The following is an 18,007-nucleotide window of genomic DNA, read 5'->3' as shown; positions in this document are numbered from 1 at the left end:
TAGAAAAAGCCTATATATTAAGAAAAACTTAACTTTATATTTTCAAAAATTCTAAAATTTTTCTTGCATTTACAAATTACTATGGTAGAATTTAAAGTAATTTTTGCAAGGGGGAAGAATACAATGGTTAAATTTAGACGTGTTCGTGCGTTTGACACTGAAAACTTGGCTAAAGACATGACTATCGTAAAAAAGGATATTCAAATCTCTGGTCATAAGATCAAAAATGTGCCAGTTCAGCTTGAAGATTCGCAGTCTGAAGATATTAGTTACCTTATTTCAGACCCTATCTTTAAACATCTATATTCGATTATTCGAAGAAGCACTGAAGGTGTTGAATTCGACTTTGACAAGCTCTAAAATCAGTCAAATCTATTAATTTAAGAATTACCTGCGCATCTTTACTTTGAAAGGTGCGCTTTTTATTTTGTTTTGTCGAAACCGCTTACCAAAAACTGTATAATAAAAGAAAAGACCATTGGGGGGATTTAGATGCAAATCTTTACTGTTGCCAAACAATACTTGTATTATAGGTTCTCATTAGCTTTTATCACTTACACACTGCTGCTTTTACTGGGATATTTTTTACTCCAACACTTCGATCATGGCAATTATTTTCGACTCACCTTATTTTTTTGGAGTATTGTTTTTGTTTTAGATTGTCTACGTAGCTTTTTTTATTGGAAATATGCTCGACTCAGTTTTAGTTCTACAGCCGTCATCGTTACCAAAGGCCGTTTCTTTTACTCAAAAACTACGATCCCGCTTGAAAAGATATATATTGTTTCAGAAAGTACAAATGTCTACTTACAGCTTTTCAAATTAAAAAGACTAAATTTTCAAACGATCGCACAGGCAGCTAGTTTTGCCGGGATCACTGAAGACTTCCAGCTTCCCGTGAAAGTAGGTGGGCGTGATGAAGGCTAGACATCAATCGGTGAAATATTTTGCAGTCAAATATACGGAATTTTTTGTCCGTAACGGTCTGATCTACTTGCCCTTGCTGGTTTTTATCTTCATTCTTCCCAATTTTTGGACACTTTTACTTTTCCTGGGTTATACTAGCTCGCTCATTGCGATTTTTTTACGCTATTTCACTACCACCTACCGCATTGAGGCTGATACTTTGACGCTCACAACTGGGGTCATTGCAAAAACAACGCTCAAACTCAAACAAGCTGAGCTCAGCCACACGCTTTCAAACTTCCGCGTCGAACAGACTATCTATCAAAAATTCTTCCGCACGCAAGGTATCCAGATCTATCTCAACAACAGTACCACCGAAGAAGCAATTGAGTTTTTTGCTTTGACCCCTGAGCAGTTAGCGCAATTACAGGAATTTTTAGCCGCGTTCCAGCCCGCTACGGAAATAGTTGCAGAAAACAAAGCAAGCCTCATTGAAAAATCACAAACTGATTTCCTAACAATTGTAAAAACTGGCCTTATTTCCACACGATACTTTGCTTATTTGGCCTTAGTCCTTCAATTAGAAGAGCAGTTTCCACAGCTACAACGTTTCTTTGATCTCACGGCGCTATGGTTTTGGGCGGTCTTAGTCAGTGGTGCGCTCTTTTTTAGTCTCGCTTACCACTATATAAGCTTTGCCAAGTTTTCGTTATGGGAAACTGAGCATAATTTTATCGTTAAAAATCATTTCTTTACCACTGACCAAAATACGATCCCTAAGTCTGCGATCGTTGGGCTAGAGTTGACCAGTGATCTTAATCGTCGACTCTTTAAACTGACCTGTATTACCGCGATCTTGGCTAACAGTGATACTGATCAAGACGAAAACCGCTCCAAAAATTTCTTATTTCCTCTATTACCAACACATGAGCTCTTACCGACTTTAGCCCGTTATTTCCCCTGGATCCCGCGCGAACTTTTTGAGCTTCCAAGCTATCGGCCTAAAGTTCGCTACCAGCTAGGATATTTGCTAAAAATTGGCATTCTAGGGGCAAGCTTATACTTTATCCTGCAATTTTTCATGAGTTGGCTCAGTGCTTTAGGCGTGATCGTTACAGGGATGCTTTTGTTGTCACGTTCATTATTTGAACCACTAACAACACGGATGGCTCATACCCCAGACTACTTTATCTTTACCAGTGGTCTCATCAATAAACGGACTTATATCTTACCTCGAAAAATGCTCGCGAGTATCAAAACAACAGACTATCTTGACATCATTGTTGGTTCGACGTTGACCTTTACCACGACTGACGGCAAAACGATCAGGCTGCTTAGCACTGACGAAAATATTTTATAACAGGAATTCTTTATTCCTCACTAGTATTAAAAACGCCCGTGACACTAAGTCACAGGCGTTTTAATATTTATCTAGAACCTATTTTATTAGTAAATCAAATCATCGTATTTAACTTCTGCTTGTTGTTCTGCTAAAGCTTCAGTTTGATAATAAACTGTGCTCGTCCATGCGCTAGCTCCACCACCAACTACTACGACCGGTGTTTGCTTGCCATCGATCAACTCGGTATGAGCTGCATAGAAAGTTCCAGCCCCAGCAGTTTGGTACCATCCACGAACATTGATATAATTCAAATCATTTTTCGTAACTTCACTGGCAACTCCCCATTCTTGGCGTGCTTCTTGCACAGCGCTATCTGTGTCAAATTTTCTACCGTTTCCTGGACGATATAAGATCGTTTTAGCAGGCTTTTCACCTTCGGACGTATAAACAATCTCATGTTCACTAACTTCTAGCTTAGACATTTTACCATAGCTTTTGGCATACCAAGTTCCCCGCATTGCAACCGGAGTAGTTATATAACCGTTTCTCCCGTCGCTGTAAGCATCATCAGTTGCTGTTTTTTCGTTAGCTGAGCCAACTGTTGTCGTTGGTCTGCCATTATAAATATTGGCAAAATTTTCTTTTAAATCGTTATTTTTTGTTTGTGTCCAGTTATTTGAAGCAGTGTCTGTTTCGTTTACAAGTACGAGCGGAGTGCCATCTTTGATCGTAAAGGCATAAGTGATACTGCCACCAGTATTTTTATTGTAATTATATAGTGCAACGACAGCATAACCCACTTTTTGAGTTCCTTTTGGATCCCAGACAAGTTCTGCAGACTGACCATCAACTGTTGCCGTTTTAAACTCAGTTGGGTAGACAGTTCCATTAGCAGTAGTCAAATTGGTTTCTCCCGTATATTGCGTGTACGTTTGATCCATCACTTTTCCCACTGCTTGATAAAATTACTTAACTCAGTATCCTTTTGAGTCGTCCAAGCACCGATTTTCGTAGCTGAGGCCTTCGCTCTTGTGCTTGAACTGGTGGTCTTCACAGTGGATGAACTTTCATTTGTACTTTCTTTTTTTGCTGCAGAGTTACTGCTACATCCAGCTAAAACGAGCGATAGTAACAATATTCCCAAAATGCCTTTTTTCACGATTTTAAAATACCCCCCTATACTTCTTCACCATTGATCTGGAAGATGATCTCAGGAAATTCTTCGGTCCCATTCTTACCTTCCATAAATTCTAAGGCATCCCGTCTAGTCTGCGATAGATCAACACCCTGTTGTTTAGCAGCAAAGATGCAACCACAGTAACATTGACGGTAGATGTCATATTCCTTACACATCTCAACTGAACGCCGATAACCATTACCCTTCTTAAAATCACTTGGCAAGTAATTGACGTCGTAAAAACGTTGGATCTCGATCCCTACTGAATTGATCGTTTGGGAGTTTTTGTGTGGACTGATCGTCAATGCGCTCCCAAAATAATCAAAGCCTAACTCAACTGCTTTTTTGGCTACCATGTCTAACCGGTAGTCAAAACAAGCTTTACAGCGATCGCCACCTTCAGGCTCTTTTTCTAACCCACGTACTGCTTGGAAATATTCTTGGGGTTTATACGGAGCGGCCACAAATTGCACGTTATTTCCGGTCTTTTCGTTGAAATCATGGATAAATTTTTGTTGGACATATTCACGCCGTTGGTACTCCGCTCGGGGGTGAATATTTGAATTAGCAAAATAGATCGTCACATCCGCAAATTCTGTCATGCGCTCAAGTGTCGTCGTACTACATGGAGCACAACAGGAGTGCAGTAAGATCTTGGGGCGAATTTGGTCTTTTTGCCATGTTGAGACCATCTTCATCATGACTTTATCGTAATTGATCTTTTGGTTTAGATTCATTTTTGCCAAAATATCTTGCAGATCGATCAAAACCCTGACCCTCTTTCAATAAAATTTCTATTTTACAGTATATCACACTATTATCGTGTATAATATTTTTTAGAAAAGAGGGCTCCCTATGCAAAAATATCGCGCTAAACTACACCGTTATACTATTATCCTAACTATCATCACCCTGATCGTTAGTGGGATCTTCATTGTCTGTGCCTTGAATAACGTTTCAAAAATACTACTATTAACACTATTTTTATTGCTTTTTTTCGCCTTAAGTTCATTGATCAGTGTGATCTTCATACTCTATCTCCCACGTTTAGAAAAATTCTTAGCTAAACGGCGCAAACAAAAAAAGACCACTGACAAAAAGCGACCGTAATGCATCTACGCTATATACCCCTAAGATCAAAGCGACTAAGGTGATCACACTGCGGTCATGGGCCGATAGTTTGTCTTCTCGTGACCAAACTTCACCAAATAAAACATCATCATTTACTTGGGCAAACTTAGGCGCAAAATTTCCCAGGTTATCCCGACCAGCTGTTTGTTTTTCTACCATTCGAAGTAGCTAAATATAACTATTTAACTTTGAAGCAAACTGAGACTTGGGGGATCGTTGTGCGCAAAACACACCGGCTCGCAACTAACACAACCGTTACAGGGGCTGATCTAAAAAATGAGACTCTTCTCTTACCTAAACGCGGGATCGTTCGCAACGAACTTAAAACTTGGCTCAAAGCGCTCCCTACTAGTACCAATATTTTAGGTACCAGCAATCTCTTAGGCAATGTTACGACTTTAGCAAGACAAAGTGGCGTTTGCCTAATATGTGTTAAAGGTGCCTTTGAGATGTTTGATACCTCTGAACTTGTCTTTATCCTCTTTGCTCTACTTCGTCACAGTAAACACATTTTAGCGTGGCGTAAAAATATCGAATTATCACTCGCAGCCCAAGAGTTTATCGAGTTTGTTAAAAATAATAAGCTTTAATCATCGAGTTATTTTAATTATTTTTTCATAATTCTCTAAAGCGTGCTATAATCCATATAAGGCGATCTAATCAGCCTACAAAGGAGGAATTTTTATGACTGATCTAGTTGATCTTGACTGGGAAAATTTAGGGTTCGACTACATGGAGCTACCCTATCGTTATCGAGCACATTATAAGGATGGCCAGTGGCACAAAGCTGGCTTGACTGAGGACGCAACGATCGCGATCAATGAAGGCTCACCTGTCTTTCATTATGGTCAAGCTGCATTTGAAGGCTTAAAAGCGTATCGTTGTAAAGATGGTAGCATCAATCTTTTCCGGCCTGATCAAAATGCAGCGCGGTTACAACGAAGCTGCCAACGTTTATTGATGCCAGAAGTGCCGACAGAGATGTTCATCGACGCTCTAAAGCAAGTGGTAAAGGCAAATGAAGCCTATGTTCCTCCATATGGTTCAGGTGGCACCCTTTACTTACGTCCAAATATCATCGGGGTCGGACCAAATATCGGCGTTCATCCCGCTTCTGAATACATCTTTACCGTCTTTGCAATGCCTGTTGGTAACTACTTTAAAGGTGGGCTCCAACCTACTAACTTCTTAGCGGCTAATTACGACCGGGCTGCTCATAAAGGGACTGGTCAAAGTAAAGTTGGCGGTAACTATGCAGCTAGTCTCTTACCCGGGGCTGAAGCCAAAAAACAAGGCTTTTCTGACTGTATCTATTTAGATCCACTTGAACATAAGAAGATCGAAGAAGTTGGTTCAGCTAACTTCTTTGGGATCACTAACGATAACAAGTTCGTTACCCCAAGCTCCCCTTCGATCTTGCCAAGTATCACCAAATATTCATTGCTCTATCTTGCCAAAGAGCGCCTAGGGATGGAGACTGAAGAAACCGATATCTACTTAGATGATCTTGATCACTTAGTCGAAGCTGGTGCCTGTGGGACGGCGGCTGTGATCTCTCCGATCGGTGGTTTCCAGATCGGTGACAAGTTGCACGTCTTTTATTCAGAAACAAAAGTTGGTCCCGTCACCAAGAAACTCTATGATGAATTGACCGGGATCCAATTTGGCGATAAAAAAGCGCCTGAAGGTTGGATCGTTAAAGTTTAAAGCTATAACAAGAGGCTGTGACATAAGTCTCTATCTTTAAAGAAGACCATTCGAATTTTTTGAAAATTTTGAAAAATTCGGATGGTCTTCTTTTTGTTTTTATTATTTGGTGATATTTTTGAACTACTAGTGGACATTTTCCACATGTTCAATGCCATTAACGCTATCCCCATTTGTCGATTTACCTTTTTCTTACTTCGTACGGTAAATCGAGTAAAACCCAAATAAGCCTTCAAATTACCGAAAATAGGTTCGATCTCATACTTTCTTCTACGATAGATCTTATTTTTTTCAGTATTTGAAAGGTTTGTTTTTACTTTCCCCTTGAAATATTCCCATTGTGGATTGATATAGATCTTTCTGACGTTTCCTTTTTTGGTCAATGCATTTGGATCTTCTTTACGATCTTCATCGAATTTTTCAGCTTCATATACTTTAAAATTTCGTTTATAACCATATGTATCATGGCGATATGCATAGCGTTTAAAGTTAAAACGAACATTCTTTGGATCTATATAGTAATCATCTTCAGCGTTATAATGCCAATTCATCACTTTGCGCTCATCTGATCTCCAACGTTTGGTTTCTTCCTTTAACATCGTATTATATGGAATAAGGTAATCAAACACTCCGAATTTATCTTCGATAAATTCATAGTTAGGTTCAGATCCATAACCAGCATCAGCAACTATCGGACCTTGAATAACATCTGCATCCATCTTTTCTAAAAATGGGATCAAAGTACGCATATCAGTTGGATTAGGTGCGAGGGTGTAGTCCAAAGCAAATTGATTATTAGCAGCGACTTGGAGATTATAGCCAGGTTTGGTTTGACCATTTTTCATTGGATCTTCTTTCATACGCATAAAAGTGGCGTCATTATCAGTTTTAGAATAGCTGTTTCGCTCGCCAACGATGGCAAACTGTTCAGCATATTTAGAGTTTTTCTGTTTGCGCTCGCGTGTTTGTTTTAAGTATTTCTTGGCCGTCCGTCGTTCCTGCTTCGCAGGATTAGGGGAGATCTTCTTAGTCTCTTCGACTTTTTCATTCAAATATTCAATTCGTTGTTCCAATCGGGCACATATCTCATCAAGTTGATCAACAGTCAGATCATCAGCAAAATCAATATTGACGATCGATTCTTTGATCTCTTTCAATAACTTTTTAGCTTTTTGTCGATTTAAATCATCATAGCGAATAGTATTTTTCTTCCAAACAAACGAGTATTTATTTGCGTTAGCAAGAATCTTAGTACCATCAATAAACACAGCCTCATCAATGAGCCCATTTTTTCGCAAATATTCTCTAAATTCAGAAAACGAACTTTTTAGCATCATCTCAATAGTATCAGAGACAACAAAGCGAGCAATAGTACGATAAGTAGGTTGGGCTTCCTGAGTCAACCACATGGCAACAACGTTTTCCCGAGCAAAACGTTCGATCTTTCGACAAGAAAAAATACCATAACTATATGCCAAAAGAACTAACTTGAGTAAGACCCGAGGTTCATATTCGAAAGGACGCCCAAAGGTATAAGAGTCATCAAAATCAATAGATTCGACTAAATGGTGTATGTAGTGTGCTTGATGATTTTTTTCAGGTTCATAGAAGGTCGCCATGTTCAAACTGAGTTGATTTATGTTATAATTACTGTGCATGGGTTTATCTCCTTTCTTTTTTGAAGGGGGTAGACTATAGGGCATCAGGGGGTTCTGATGTCCTTTTTTATTTATAGTATACAAAAACGGTCGTAAATGAACAATTTTTAAAGTCCATTTACGACCGTTTTTTGGAGACTTATGTCACAGCCTCTTTTGCTATATTTCCTACTATTTCCTAATTATTGATCTTTTCGCTTTTTATCAAGTAACGATCCCAGCCCTAAAAGAGAAGCTAACATTACAAAAAATGTTCCCACAATTGATGGCTTGGTTTGTTCGCTTAATTGTGGTAATTTTGTTAGTTCTAGATCTTTAGCATTCTCATTTTCTGTTGCCTTTGATAGTGCCACATTTTGGTCAACGTGTGGTTGTTTAGTTGACATTGCTGGATTATCTGGAGCACTTGGTAAGTTTGAGCCTTCTGATATGACCGGATCTTTTGGTAATGTTGTAGTTCCTGGGTCTTTTGGCGTTGTTGGCTCAGTTGGTCTTACTGGAGGTGTTGGTATTTCTGCTAACTCTTCGCCGACCGTCATAGTTTGCCAAGTATAATTTACAGGAGCATCTTTTCCGGTAGCTTGTAAGCTGACCTCATATTCTTTTCCTGCTAACAGGCCTTTCAAGGTCAAAATACCAGCCGTGCCTGTAACTTGATATGCTTTAGTCCCATATTTTTCTTTAGCAATTAAAGTATATTCAGCAACTTTTGCTGGATCGACTCCAGTGACTTTAGCTAAATCAAAACTCATAGTCTGTGCCTGCTCATCATAACTAATAGCTGGTGTTTGTGGGATCGAAGTCGTTGTCGTTGGTACCAGATACTCTAGTTCTTCGATATGACTACCATACTGACTTAAGCCGAGACCTTGGATAAAGAGTTTAGTTAAAAATAACTGTCCATTTGGTCCTGGATGAAGTGGGATCCCATCCGTAACGAACAAATTCTCTTTTTCCCATAGATACGGGTATTTATCTACTAGCTCCTTAAATGGCGTATATTGATCGATCAGTAGCAGATCTTCATTTTGTGCTGCGATCTGTTTGATCATTTCGATAAACTCAGGGATCCGCTCTGCTCGACCAGCTTGAAGGGTTGGGGTCGGAGTGCGTAGGATGATGAAAGCATTTTTCTTACGCGCTTTTTCGATCAATCGTTGCAACTGTTCTTTAAATTGTTCTGGAGTCAATTTAGTATTGGCTACGTCATTTGTCCCTAACATGATCGAGATCACATCAGGTGAATATTTATCTAACCGTTGCTCAATCTGGGCCAAAGTACTTGCAACCGTTGCCCCTGAAACAGCTGTATTTAAAACAACATCTTGTGTCCGTCCAAGATCATCAGTTAAATATTTTTCAAATGACTGCGCGATTCCATCATAACCAAGTGTCCAAGCTGCTGCATGCGTGATCGAATCTCCCATAAAAAGCCAAGTCATACTTTGCTTATTTGCTAAAAGATCTTTTAATCGCTGCTGATTTTTATCTAATGTTTGGGTTTTCACACTTGCAGTTGTTTGATCATTTAAAGTACCCGTAACTGTTTTTAACTGATTTTTACCATCAGCACTCGTTACGACTAGTTCATAATTTTGCCCTGCAAAAGCACTTAATTCAAGTGAAGTTTTGTCCGTAAAATCACCCGTTAAAGTCTGCGGACCGATCTTTAGTTCATAATGCCAAGCCCCTTGACCTGGTTCGAGCGCCAACTTACCATCACTGTATGTCGCTTTTGGACTTTCTTTTAAAAACTCGGTTGCTTCTGGCTTAGCATTTAGATCTAATGTCACATTATTTCCCGGGTAACCTTCCGTTGTTTGAAGTGTCGCCTTGGCTAATTGTCGTCCAAGCTCTAAGTGTCCCTTGGCATTTAATGTCCCATCATCATTTAAACAATTTTGTTTAAACTCATCATTATCTGTCGCCAAAAAATGATCGACTAAAACGATCTTATCGATTCGATCGTCATTACTATATTTAGCGATGACTGCTTTTGTAGCTTCGATATAACGTTTGATCTGCTCATTTTTAGCATCATCTTTAGTTGCATATGGCATCTGTAAGACGACAAAACCATCTACTAAAGCACGATCGATAAAGGCGCTCAATGTTTGCTGATAAGCTGTCAGATCCTCTTTTTGGAGTTCTTCCTCGCCTAAACAATAATCCGCGGCTTTAGGGTTATATTTAGCAACTAATTCATCATAATTAGCCAGGATCGTAGCTAGATCCAACCCTTTTTGCGCAGTATTGATCGTATATCGTTGCCGTCCGAGTTCAGTTTCTGATTTTGTCCACCGAATATACTCTTCGAATTGGCCAACATAATTTCTAGCGCCTCCAGTTTGATCAAATCCTCCTTGAGTCGTTTCACCTCCGACAAAGACCCAAGTTTTATCACCGGCATTTTTAGCAAACATTTCAGTGATCGCAGCTCCTGATTTGATCTCGCCGATAAAGCCAACTGTATGTTTAGTCGTATCTGTTGCACTAAAACCGTATTTGTTGGCGATCGTCGTTTTCGTTGTCTGTAAGCCTACTTTGATCTGACCTGTATCAGTCTTCTTTAGCTGATAACTAAAGACAAGTTCATTAGTTCCATCACCACTCACATAAGTAGCTTCTTCTTGTTTATCGCCGATCTGAAGCGCTAATTTTTGTTCACCAGTAATAAAAACTGGAGTATCGAACTTAACTTTGAGCAACAACTGATCACCCTTGATCTCTTTTTCAAAGCCACGCAAAACAACAGCATCTTCACGGATTTTTGTAGCTAATAATTGCTCAAGATCAAAAGTTTGGTATTTGATATGGCCATTATGCTCATATGCAAGCCCAACTGTTTTTTGATCAAGTTGGACTAAGCTCGAATATGCAAAACGAAACGGTTCAAAAACATTGGCACTTAGCCATTTGATCGAATCATCACTTTGAATTTCACCAATACGCAAGATCCCTTTATTTCGTTGGTTGCGCACTTGGATCTGTTCGCCTTGAGGATCACCTAAAGGATTAGATAAGACAACATATTCTTTACCGTTTAAGTTAACATGGAGCGCCGAAAGATTGACATAAGGTTCAGGTAGATCGGTCACTGTTAACTTATCATTCCAAGTTTGACCATAGTCTGTACTTGAAGCGATTACGATCGTTTTACCTGTGTTTCGCATAAATTGCAAAAGATGACCATTGTTTAACTGAATGATCTGATTTTCTGATAATTCAGTAACTGATGTATCAAAATCTTTTGAATTTGTCTGCTGACCATTACCAAAAATCCGTCCGTCATTTGGTGATTCACCCCGATGCCAAGTCTGACCACCATCATCACTGTAAATATTAGCACTACTTTGCCGTCCCATCCCCGCACCTTGCTGATTAGTATAATAGATCGGGAAGATCAACCGCTTCGTTGTTGTTCCATCATCATGTTTTACTTCGATCTCATTTCCAGCAGCTGCTCCAGTTCCGACAAAGCCCATCCAGTCTTCTTTGATATCTGGTGTCAGATCCATCGGTGCTGACCAAGTTTGACCTTGATCTTCACTTGTCAATAGCCATAAAAAACCTGTTAGAGCAGTAAACAATGGTGCTGTTTTTGAACCAGGACGCGTCACGCCATTTTTATCACGACCACTGCGTAAATAAATATTACCTAAATAGGTCGCAGGAGCCCCATTTTTCCCTGTTTGATAAAGATCTCCCTTGGTGCTAAAAGCTGTTGCAAAATTACCTTCATCAACATACATATCAGTCGCATTTCCTTTAGCATCATATACGATCCCATTTTCACGCACGGTATAAGTCTGATTATTGAAATCAGTGAGTTTTAAATAATTTTTTCCGTTGATCTGTTCGTAGGCTGAACCAGCCTTTGAATTGACCGCCCCTTGCGATTCAGGGTAGGCATCAACTAAAAGATAAAGCTTACCATTAGAGTCGGTCAATAATGTTGGGTCGAGCGTAAAAGCCGATTGCGTCATATTAGTATTCCAATCAGCTTTACTGTAATTAGGCGTAAAATATGGTTGTGTAGCTAAATCTAAGACAACGATATTATCGCTCCATGTTTTACCATCATCATGACTGATCCTAACAACTGTTGCTACATCGCCCCAATCGTTATAGTGCTTCTTTCTTGCATCAGCAACTGCGACAAGTGTCCCTTGAGGGGTTTTAACTAACGAGGGGATCCGATATTCAAAAACGCCTTCAGAATATTTATCAAAAAGACTCCCTGCCGTTGATCCTTTACGTGCAGTCGCTTGGTGAAGGGTAGCGATCATTTCAGCATCGGCTGGCTGATCTGACACGATAACTTGATCGAGCTTTCCTTTTAATCCCCATTGACATGCTGAAACCCCATCGTATTTCCGTAAGACCGCGCCTAAAGTTAAAGTATCTACTTTATTTGCCCAACTAAGATCACTCAAAGCACCTGTAAACTCAGTCGCTCCAAGCTGATTTCCATCCAGATACAGCTTAACTTGTTGCCCGGTAAAAACATAACTGAGTGTGTGCCAATCTGAATTGCTCAATCCGCTTGCCTCAACTGCAAATTTGACGATCGGTTTTCCTCTAAATTCTAAACCAACATTATTATTTTTCGTGTCTAAATAAAACGTTGCATATTCATTTGAAGTCCCCTTAACAGAAAGCGACATCAAGGCTAAAACTTGTGAATTTCTCACGATCGTATCGTCAGGATCTAACTGATATCTAAAGGTAAATGTTCCTTGCCCTAAGTGCATGATCTCAGCGAGTTTGTCTTGTAAAGCAGCACTATTTTTTTCAACTTCAGCTTGTGTTCCATCAAATTGGTGGTCATTAGTTTCCAAAATAACTTTATTTTCTGGAACTACTAAACTTGTCGCATGGATCTGTTCTGCTGGCAATTCAAGCAACACAGTACGTCCACCTTTAGTTTGATAACTAAGGCCATAACTTGTAGCACTCCCGATGACTTGTGTTGGATCTTGCCATGAAAATCCTTGCGGTAAAGCAACACTTGCTAAAGTCTCACCATCTTTTCCAACTAACCCAGTAGCTGGTAAGATCGTTAGATGCGCAACTTGGCGGACCACTTTTGCTGTTGGGGTCTTTGTCAGATCGATCCCTTTAGGAACAGCACTATAGTAAATATTGTAAACTCCTGGTGCTAGATCTTTTAACTTAGACTGGTCGCCACTGCCAGAAACTTGTAAGGTCGAATTTGTATTTTGACCATTATTATCAAACATATATTCATCTTCGACTGAATAATCAAGTTGGTAATTTTTATCACTGACACTTACCCCTGCTAAAAGATCGGGTGTGGTTTGCGCCGTCATCGTGATATCTTTGACACCTTCAATTTTAGGTACTGTTGCATAATAGGCTTCTGCAGCTGCTTTTTGTTCATCTGATCGATAATATCTAACATAATCAATGACAAATTTAGTATCATCTTTACCTAGATAATATCCTGCATTCTTAGCCCAATTCCCACCAGTCGCTAAATTTAATTGTATATATTGTGGTTTGTTGAAGCAAGCAGCCGCTGCTTTTGCCCGTTCATCTGTGGTCAGATCTAATGTATTATAAACGACTCCGTCAACGTACCACTCGATCTTATCGGGCGACCAGTTGATCCCAAAGGTATGGAATTCATTATAGAAATCCTCGTTTAGGCTGATATTGCCTCCCATTTCGTAAGGCGAATAAGAACCATCCTTGTCAGCATCACCTTTAGCGTAATAAAAATGCGGTGTACCATAAACTTTCTTATTACTTTGATCGCCTTCGGCCACTTCGCCAGCATGTTTACCATTAGGACCACCGATCAGTTCCATAATATCGATCTCACCAGTACTTGGCCAACCATAACCTTGTGATGCAGAAATATCACCATCTAACGTAAAATCAGAACCTAATGTCCAAAAAGCCGGAAAAGCTCCTTTACCACTAGGCAATTTAGCCCGCATCTCAATTTTTCCATAGAGGAACTCTTTTTTCCCAGCGGTACGCACACTACCAGAATCATAGATCACTTCACGACCGTTTGTACCTCCGCGTGGGTTGGTATATTGATCTTCTCCCTTGCGATCAGTGACCTGCAAAACCAGTTTCCCATCTTCAAGATAGACGTTATCTTTACTATCCGTATAGTGTTGTTGCTCATTACCACGTACACTACCTAATTCATAATCCCATGTATTTTGATCAAGTTCGGCTTGATCAAAATTATCTTCCCAAACTAGCTCATAGTTTTCGTCTTCTTTAACACTGACATTATCTATACTTGCCCCGGCTTTCATGTCAGTTGCTTGTGTGACTTCTTTAACTAATCCGATATAGGTTTGGGATGTTGTCGCTGTAAACGTGAATTTTTTGTGTGAAAAATCACCTTTGACCCCAGTTAATTCAAGTTGGTGTAAAACTCTACCTGGCTTACCATTTGTGACCTCTTTAGCAACTAAATACATCCCTGAAGAAATATCAGTATCCAATCTCACATCCGCTTCAAATGAATATTCTTTTCCAGCCGTCGTTGAGATATTTTGAAGAACAGAACTCTCTGGTGCTGTGCCCGTGATCGTTGCATGACTTCCCGTCTCATCAGTCGTTACCTTGGCGTTACCATCAGCTGAATATTCCCAACTATCTTTATTAGCTGTATATTCGCCCTCAAAGCCCCCATTGTCAACTTTATTTAAAGCATCTTCTTTTTCTGAGCGCGCTTGTGGAACTTCTGTTTGCGCTGTCGTAGCTGGAGTTACTTGTTTTGGATCGATCTGTGAACTTACTTGTAATCCAGTAGTCGGTGGCTGTTCAGCAATTGCGTTCGTTTGGGCATCATTTTCTTTAGTAGTTGCTACTTTTGGACTTTCAGAAAACGTATCAGCTTTCTTGGACGTATCTGTTACATTAGCTTCATTTGAAGCAGTCGTTGCTGTAACTTGTTGGGTTTTGTTAGCAGTCACTTCGGGCTCAGTATCTACCGTATCAGCTTTAGCTAAGGTGCTCCCAAAACTTAGACCTACTCCGACTAAAACTGAGGCCACCCCTACACTTAAACGTTTGATCGTATAACGATTTTGCTTAGTCGCCTGTCGTTGTAAATGTAGTTGTTTATTTTTCTTAGAAACCATCTACTTACTCCTTTTAAAACGCTTTCTTTATTTGGTATCAAAAAGAAGCTGTGCCTTATCCAAGCTCCGCCTCTTTATAGCAGTTATTTTTGAGCTATATATTCGTACAATTCGACTAATTCTTCAGCTAGATCAACAAAAGTTATCCCCGTCATCAAATGATCTTGACTATGGACCGTAAGTAATGTCATTTGAACTGTCTCACCTTTAGCTTCATTTGTTAACATCTCAGTTTGAGCGTTATGTGCATTAGCTAGCTCCTGCTTTGCTTGCTTTAATTTTGCCCGCGCTGCATTAAAATCCCCTACTTTAGCAGCTTTCAATGCTTCCATTGCACAACTCTTTGCATCGCCACCATACATGATCAAGCCCATAACAGCTTGTAGGGTTTTTTCATCCATAATTTTCTCTCCTATTTGAGTAATCCTTGAGCTAATTTCAAAACATTTTCCCCATTCATCATGCCATAATCTCCCATTGGGATCACTTCGACTGGGATCTGTTTTTCACCAAATGTCTCTTTAAACTCGTCTAACATAAAGCGAACTTGTGGTCCTAATAAGATAACATCGATCGTTTGCTCTTCAGTTTGCTTTTTTGCTTCCGAAACAGGAACTGCAAAGATCGTAGCTTCGATACCTTGTTTTTTTGCTGCAGCTTGCATTTTTGTTACTAGTAGACTTGTACTCATTCCAGCAGCACAAGCTAACATGATCGTTGTTTTTGCCATTTCATTTCCCCCTAACGATTGATCGAACGTGCGATCGCTGAAACTGTATGCCGAACTCCGCGGATCGCTTTACTTAATTCATAAATATTTTCTACTGGAGCTACACCACCATAGCCCGCATCACCAATATGTTGGATATCTACACCACAGATCTTATTTACCAAAGCGATCTCTTTGATCGTTTCGATATCAGAACTTTCTTGACTAGTCCCGATCGCTGATAACACTAGACCACCTTTTTGATGGACCAATGACACAACTTGACATAATTGAGCTTGGGTAAAGCCTGGGACCGTTCCAACAGCTGGCACTAAGATAATATCAGCCCCCGCTTCAAGCAATTCACTTGTAACTTCTAGATCTACGACTGGTTCAGCGACTCCTGCACCGTGCATCTTCCCTGCAATGATCAAACCAGAAAAAGCACGCTTAGCTTGTACGATCGCATCTTTGATCTGGGCATTAGTTACACCAGTACCAGGATTTCCCGTCAAACAGACAAAATCAAACCCTAAAGTCTCGATCCGTCTAAATGTATCTGAAGTTGCTTTACGCCCAGCTGAAATATCCAAACGATCCTCTGCCATCTTTGCGTTTTGATCAACTGGTTCAAGGTTCACTCCCAAAGGACGGCCAGTCAGTTCGTGTAACTTAGCTATCATCTCATCGGTTTTTGCCTTCAAACCAGAGATCTTAGGTTCAAAAACATCAACTCCATTTAATAACAACAAGTCAGCTCCAAAAGCACTAGCAACTTCTGAATTAGTGATATCTTCAACAAAACATTCCCGAGGCGCGAAATTTTCTGATAAAACTACGCGTCCTTCACTTGCTTTGATACTTTGCTTTAACTCCTGTGCACTCATCTGTAAAACTTCAGATGTATCAGCACTTATCAAACGTTTGACCATTACTTTTCCTCACTTTTTTCTTCTTCTTTTTTAAAGGTTTTTTCTAAGTTCAAAATAAATGGTAGATATAATAACACATCTAAAACGATCAAAACGATCTGGACCACGGACCCCATTATGCTACCAGTACATAAAAAGCCACTGATGATCGGTGGTGTCGTCCAGCCTGGTTCTGCATAGATCAGAGGTAAGATCCCCACTTTGACTGCTGCATATGATATCAACAAGTTCATCAATGGTGCCAAGATAAATGGTACGATCAATAATACATTCAAAACAACCGGTACCCCAAACATCGTTGGTTCATTGATGTTGAAAAAACCTGGGATCAATGTGATCGGTGAGAGAGCTTTGGCACGTTGACTAGCTTTTTTACGATGTGCGATCCAAGCTAAAGCGATCACTAAACCGATCGTAGCCCCAGCACCACCGATATAAATAAAATTATTGATAAATGGTGTCGTAAAAATATGCTGTAACGGTTCGCCCATTTTGTGAGCTTGCACATTATCATTTAAATTTGCGATCCAGATCGGTTCCATGATCTTGTTGACGATATTACCACCATGAAGTCCGACGAACCAAAAGAGACTATTACATAAAACTAAGATCACAACGCCTAAAATATTATTTCCTAGCATTCCCAATGGCACACCTAAAATGGTCTTTGCTAATAAGTGCATATCAGGCAATTTAAAATGATCTAATAAACTGTAAACTAATAACCAAAACGAAACTAGCACTGCGCCTGGAATGATCGCACTAAAACTCTTAGAGACAGCTGGGGGAACACTATCAGGAAGTTTGATCTCAATATCGTTATTGATAAACCACTGATAAACGTAACCATTGATCAGGCCTAAAATGATCGCAACAAACAAACCTTGTGCTGTCATGTATGAGGTCAAGATCGAACTACCATCTTTTGAAGTTAAAAATGGTGTAACTACGATAAAACATGACAGTGAGACGATACCAGCCGAGACCCCGTCAGTCTTATATTGTTTCGCCAAACTGTAAGCGATGCCAAAACTGGATACTAGACCAATCAAACCAAAACTACTATCTGAACCTTTGTAAAGGTAAGCGCCAATACCAGCATCTGTCAACCACTTTTCAAACGGGGGGATCGAAAAGCCAGTTGCTAAGATCATAAAAAATGATCCAATGATGATAAGTGGCATTGATAAAATGATCCCATCTCTGATCGCGACTAAAAATTTGTTATTTCCTAATTTCATCGCAAATGGCATCAATTTATCTTGAATACTTTGACCCTTATTACTCATTTCTTGCTCAACTCCTATATTTT

15 protein-coding genes and 1 pseudogene are annotated in these 18,007 nt (G+C 39.7%); 6 read left to right on the top strand and 10 right to left on the bottom strand.

Annotation, left to right across the window (positions count from 1 at the left end):
- The first annotated feature begins 123 nt into the window (after positions 1–123).
- The 3 genes from CPS94_RS09465 (at position 124) to CPS94_RS09455 (ending at position 2,266) form a co-directional block, all read left to right on the top strand.
- Entirely contained in the window at positions 124–360 is a 237-nt protein-coding gene (locus tag CPS94_RS09465; protein ID WP_004050988.1) for a hypothetical protein, read from the top strand.
- 132 nt (positions 361–492) lie between these two features.
- Positions 493–927 carry a PH domain-containing protein gene (locus CPS94_RS09460; RefSeq protein WP_112194005.1) on the top strand — a complete coding sequence of 145 codons (435 nt, stop codon included), beginning with the start codon at positions 493–495 and terminating at the stop codon, positions 925–927.
- A complete protein-coding gene (locus CPS94_RS09455; RefSeq protein ID WP_112194003.1) occupies positions 917–2,266 on the top strand; it encodes a PH domain-containing protein in 1,350 nt (449 codons plus the stop codon). The genes CPS94_RS09460 and CPS94_RS09455 overlap by 11 nt, the downstream gene beginning before the upstream one ends.
- An 86-nt stretch (positions 2,267–2,352) precedes the next feature.
- Here the strand turns inward: CPS94_RS09455 and CPS94_RS09450 are convergent, their stop codons facing one another.
- The 3 genes from CPS94_RS09450 to CPS94_RS09445 are packed head-to-tail and all read right to left on the bottom strand — an operon-like array spanning position 2,353 to position 4,192.
- A complete protein-coding gene (locus tag CPS94_RS09450) occupies positions 2,353–3,189 on the bottom strand; it encodes a DUF4767 domain-containing protein (protein WP_162626439.1) in 837 nt (278 codons plus the stop codon).
- Positions 3,189–3,407: a hypothetical protein gene (locus tag CPS94_RS11390; RefSeq protein ID WP_162626438.1), complete on the bottom strand. Its 219-nt coding sequence runs from the start codon at positions 3,405–3,407 to the stop codon at positions 3,189–3,191. Before CPS94_RS11390 ends, CPS94_RS09450 begins: the two co-directional genes overlap by 1 nt.
- Before the next feature lie 17 nt (positions 3,408–3,424).
- Positions 3,425–4,192, bottom strand: coding sequence for an epoxyqueuosine reductase QueH (locus CPS94_RS09445; protein ID WP_004050993.1), 768 nt, complete (start codon positions 4,190–4,192; stop codon positions 3,425–3,427).
- 88 nt (positions 4,193–4,280) lie between these two features.
- Here CPS94_RS09445 and CPS94_RS09440 point away from each other — a divergent pair, with 88 nt between their 5' ends.
- The gene (locus CPS94_RS09440) at positions 4,281–4,535 is read left to right on the top strand and encodes a hypothetical protein (protein ID WP_112194001.1); all 255 of its coding nucleotides are present in this window, start codon (positions 4,281–4,283) and stop codon (positions 4,533–4,535) included.
- Positions 4,536–4,553: 18 nt separating this feature from the next.
- Here CPS94_RS09440 and CPS94_RS09435 read toward each other — a convergent pair.
- Positions 4,554–4,715 (bottom strand): annotated as a pseudogene (locus CPS94_RS09435) (carboxymuconolactone decarboxylase family protein); the annotation flags it as partial.
- A 29-nt stretch (positions 4,716–4,744) separates the two neighbouring features.
- Here CPS94_RS09435 and CPS94_RS09430 point away from each other — a divergent pair.
- A complete protein-coding gene (locus CPS94_RS09430) occupies positions 4,745–5,146 on the top strand; it encodes a LysR substrate-binding domain-containing protein (RefSeq protein WP_162626437.1) in 402 nt (133 codons plus the stop codon).
- A 94-nt stretch (positions 5,147–5,240) separates the two neighbouring features.
- Complete coding sequence (locus CPS94_RS09425) at positions 5,241–6,263, top strand: branched-chain amino acid aminotransferase (RefSeq protein WP_004050997.1); 1,023 nt, start codon at positions 5,241–5,243, stop codon at positions 6,261–6,263.
- A gap of 2 nt (positions 6,264–6,265) precedes the next feature.
- Here CPS94_RS09425 and CPS94_RS09420 read toward each other — a convergent pair whose 3' ends face one another.
- The 6 genes from CPS94_RS09420 to CPS94_RS09395 form a co-directional block, all read right to left on the bottom strand.
- On the bottom strand, positions 6,266–7,921 hold the full coding sequence (locus tag CPS94_RS09420; protein WP_112193997.1) for an IS1182 family transposase: 1,656 nt from the start codon (positions 7,919–7,921) through the stop codon (positions 6,266–6,268).
- Positions 7,922–8,103: 182 nt separating this feature from the next.
- On the bottom strand, positions 8,104–15,054 hold the full coding sequence (locus CPS94_RS09415) for a GDSL-type esterase/lipase family protein (RefSeq protein WP_112286476.1): 6,951 nt from the start codon (positions 15,052–15,054) through the stop codon (positions 8,104–8,106).
- Between the two features lie 83 nt (positions 15,055–15,137).
- Positions 15,138–15,455: a PTS lactose/cellobiose transporter subunit IIA gene (locus CPS94_RS09410; RefSeq protein WP_112193993.1), complete on the bottom strand. Its 318-nt coding sequence runs from the start codon at positions 15,453–15,455 to the stop codon at positions 15,138–15,140.
- Positions 15,456–15,466: 11 nt separating this feature from the next.
- Positions 15,467–15,784 (bottom strand): PTS sugar transporter subunit IIB, encoded by a 318-nt coding sequence (locus tag CPS94_RS09405; protein WP_076149657.1) that lies wholly within the window; start codon positions 15,782–15,784, stop codon positions 15,467–15,469.
- 11 nt (positions 15,785–15,795) lie between these two features.
- Positions 15,796–16,695, bottom strand: coding sequence for a DUF7916 family protein (locus CPS94_RS09400; RefSeq protein ID WP_112193991.1), 900 nt, complete (start codon positions 16,693–16,695; stop codon positions 15,796–15,798).
- Positions 16,695–17,984, bottom strand: coding sequence for a PTS sugar transporter subunit IIC (locus CPS94_RS09395; RefSeq protein ID WP_112193989.1), 1,290 nt, complete (start codon positions 17,982–17,984; stop codon positions 16,695–16,697). The genes CPS94_RS09400 and CPS94_RS09395 overlap by 1 nt, the downstream gene beginning before the upstream one ends.
- Between the last annotated feature and the right edge of the window lie 23 nt (positions 17,985–18,007).

Origin of the sequence: Ligilactobacillus murinus (assembly GCF_003288115.1) — a bacterium.
GTDB lineage: Bacteria > Bacillota > Bacilli > Lactobacillales > Lactobacillaceae > Ligilactobacillus > Ligilactobacillus murinus.
This window is presented reverse-complemented; position numbering and strand designations above follow the sequence as displayed.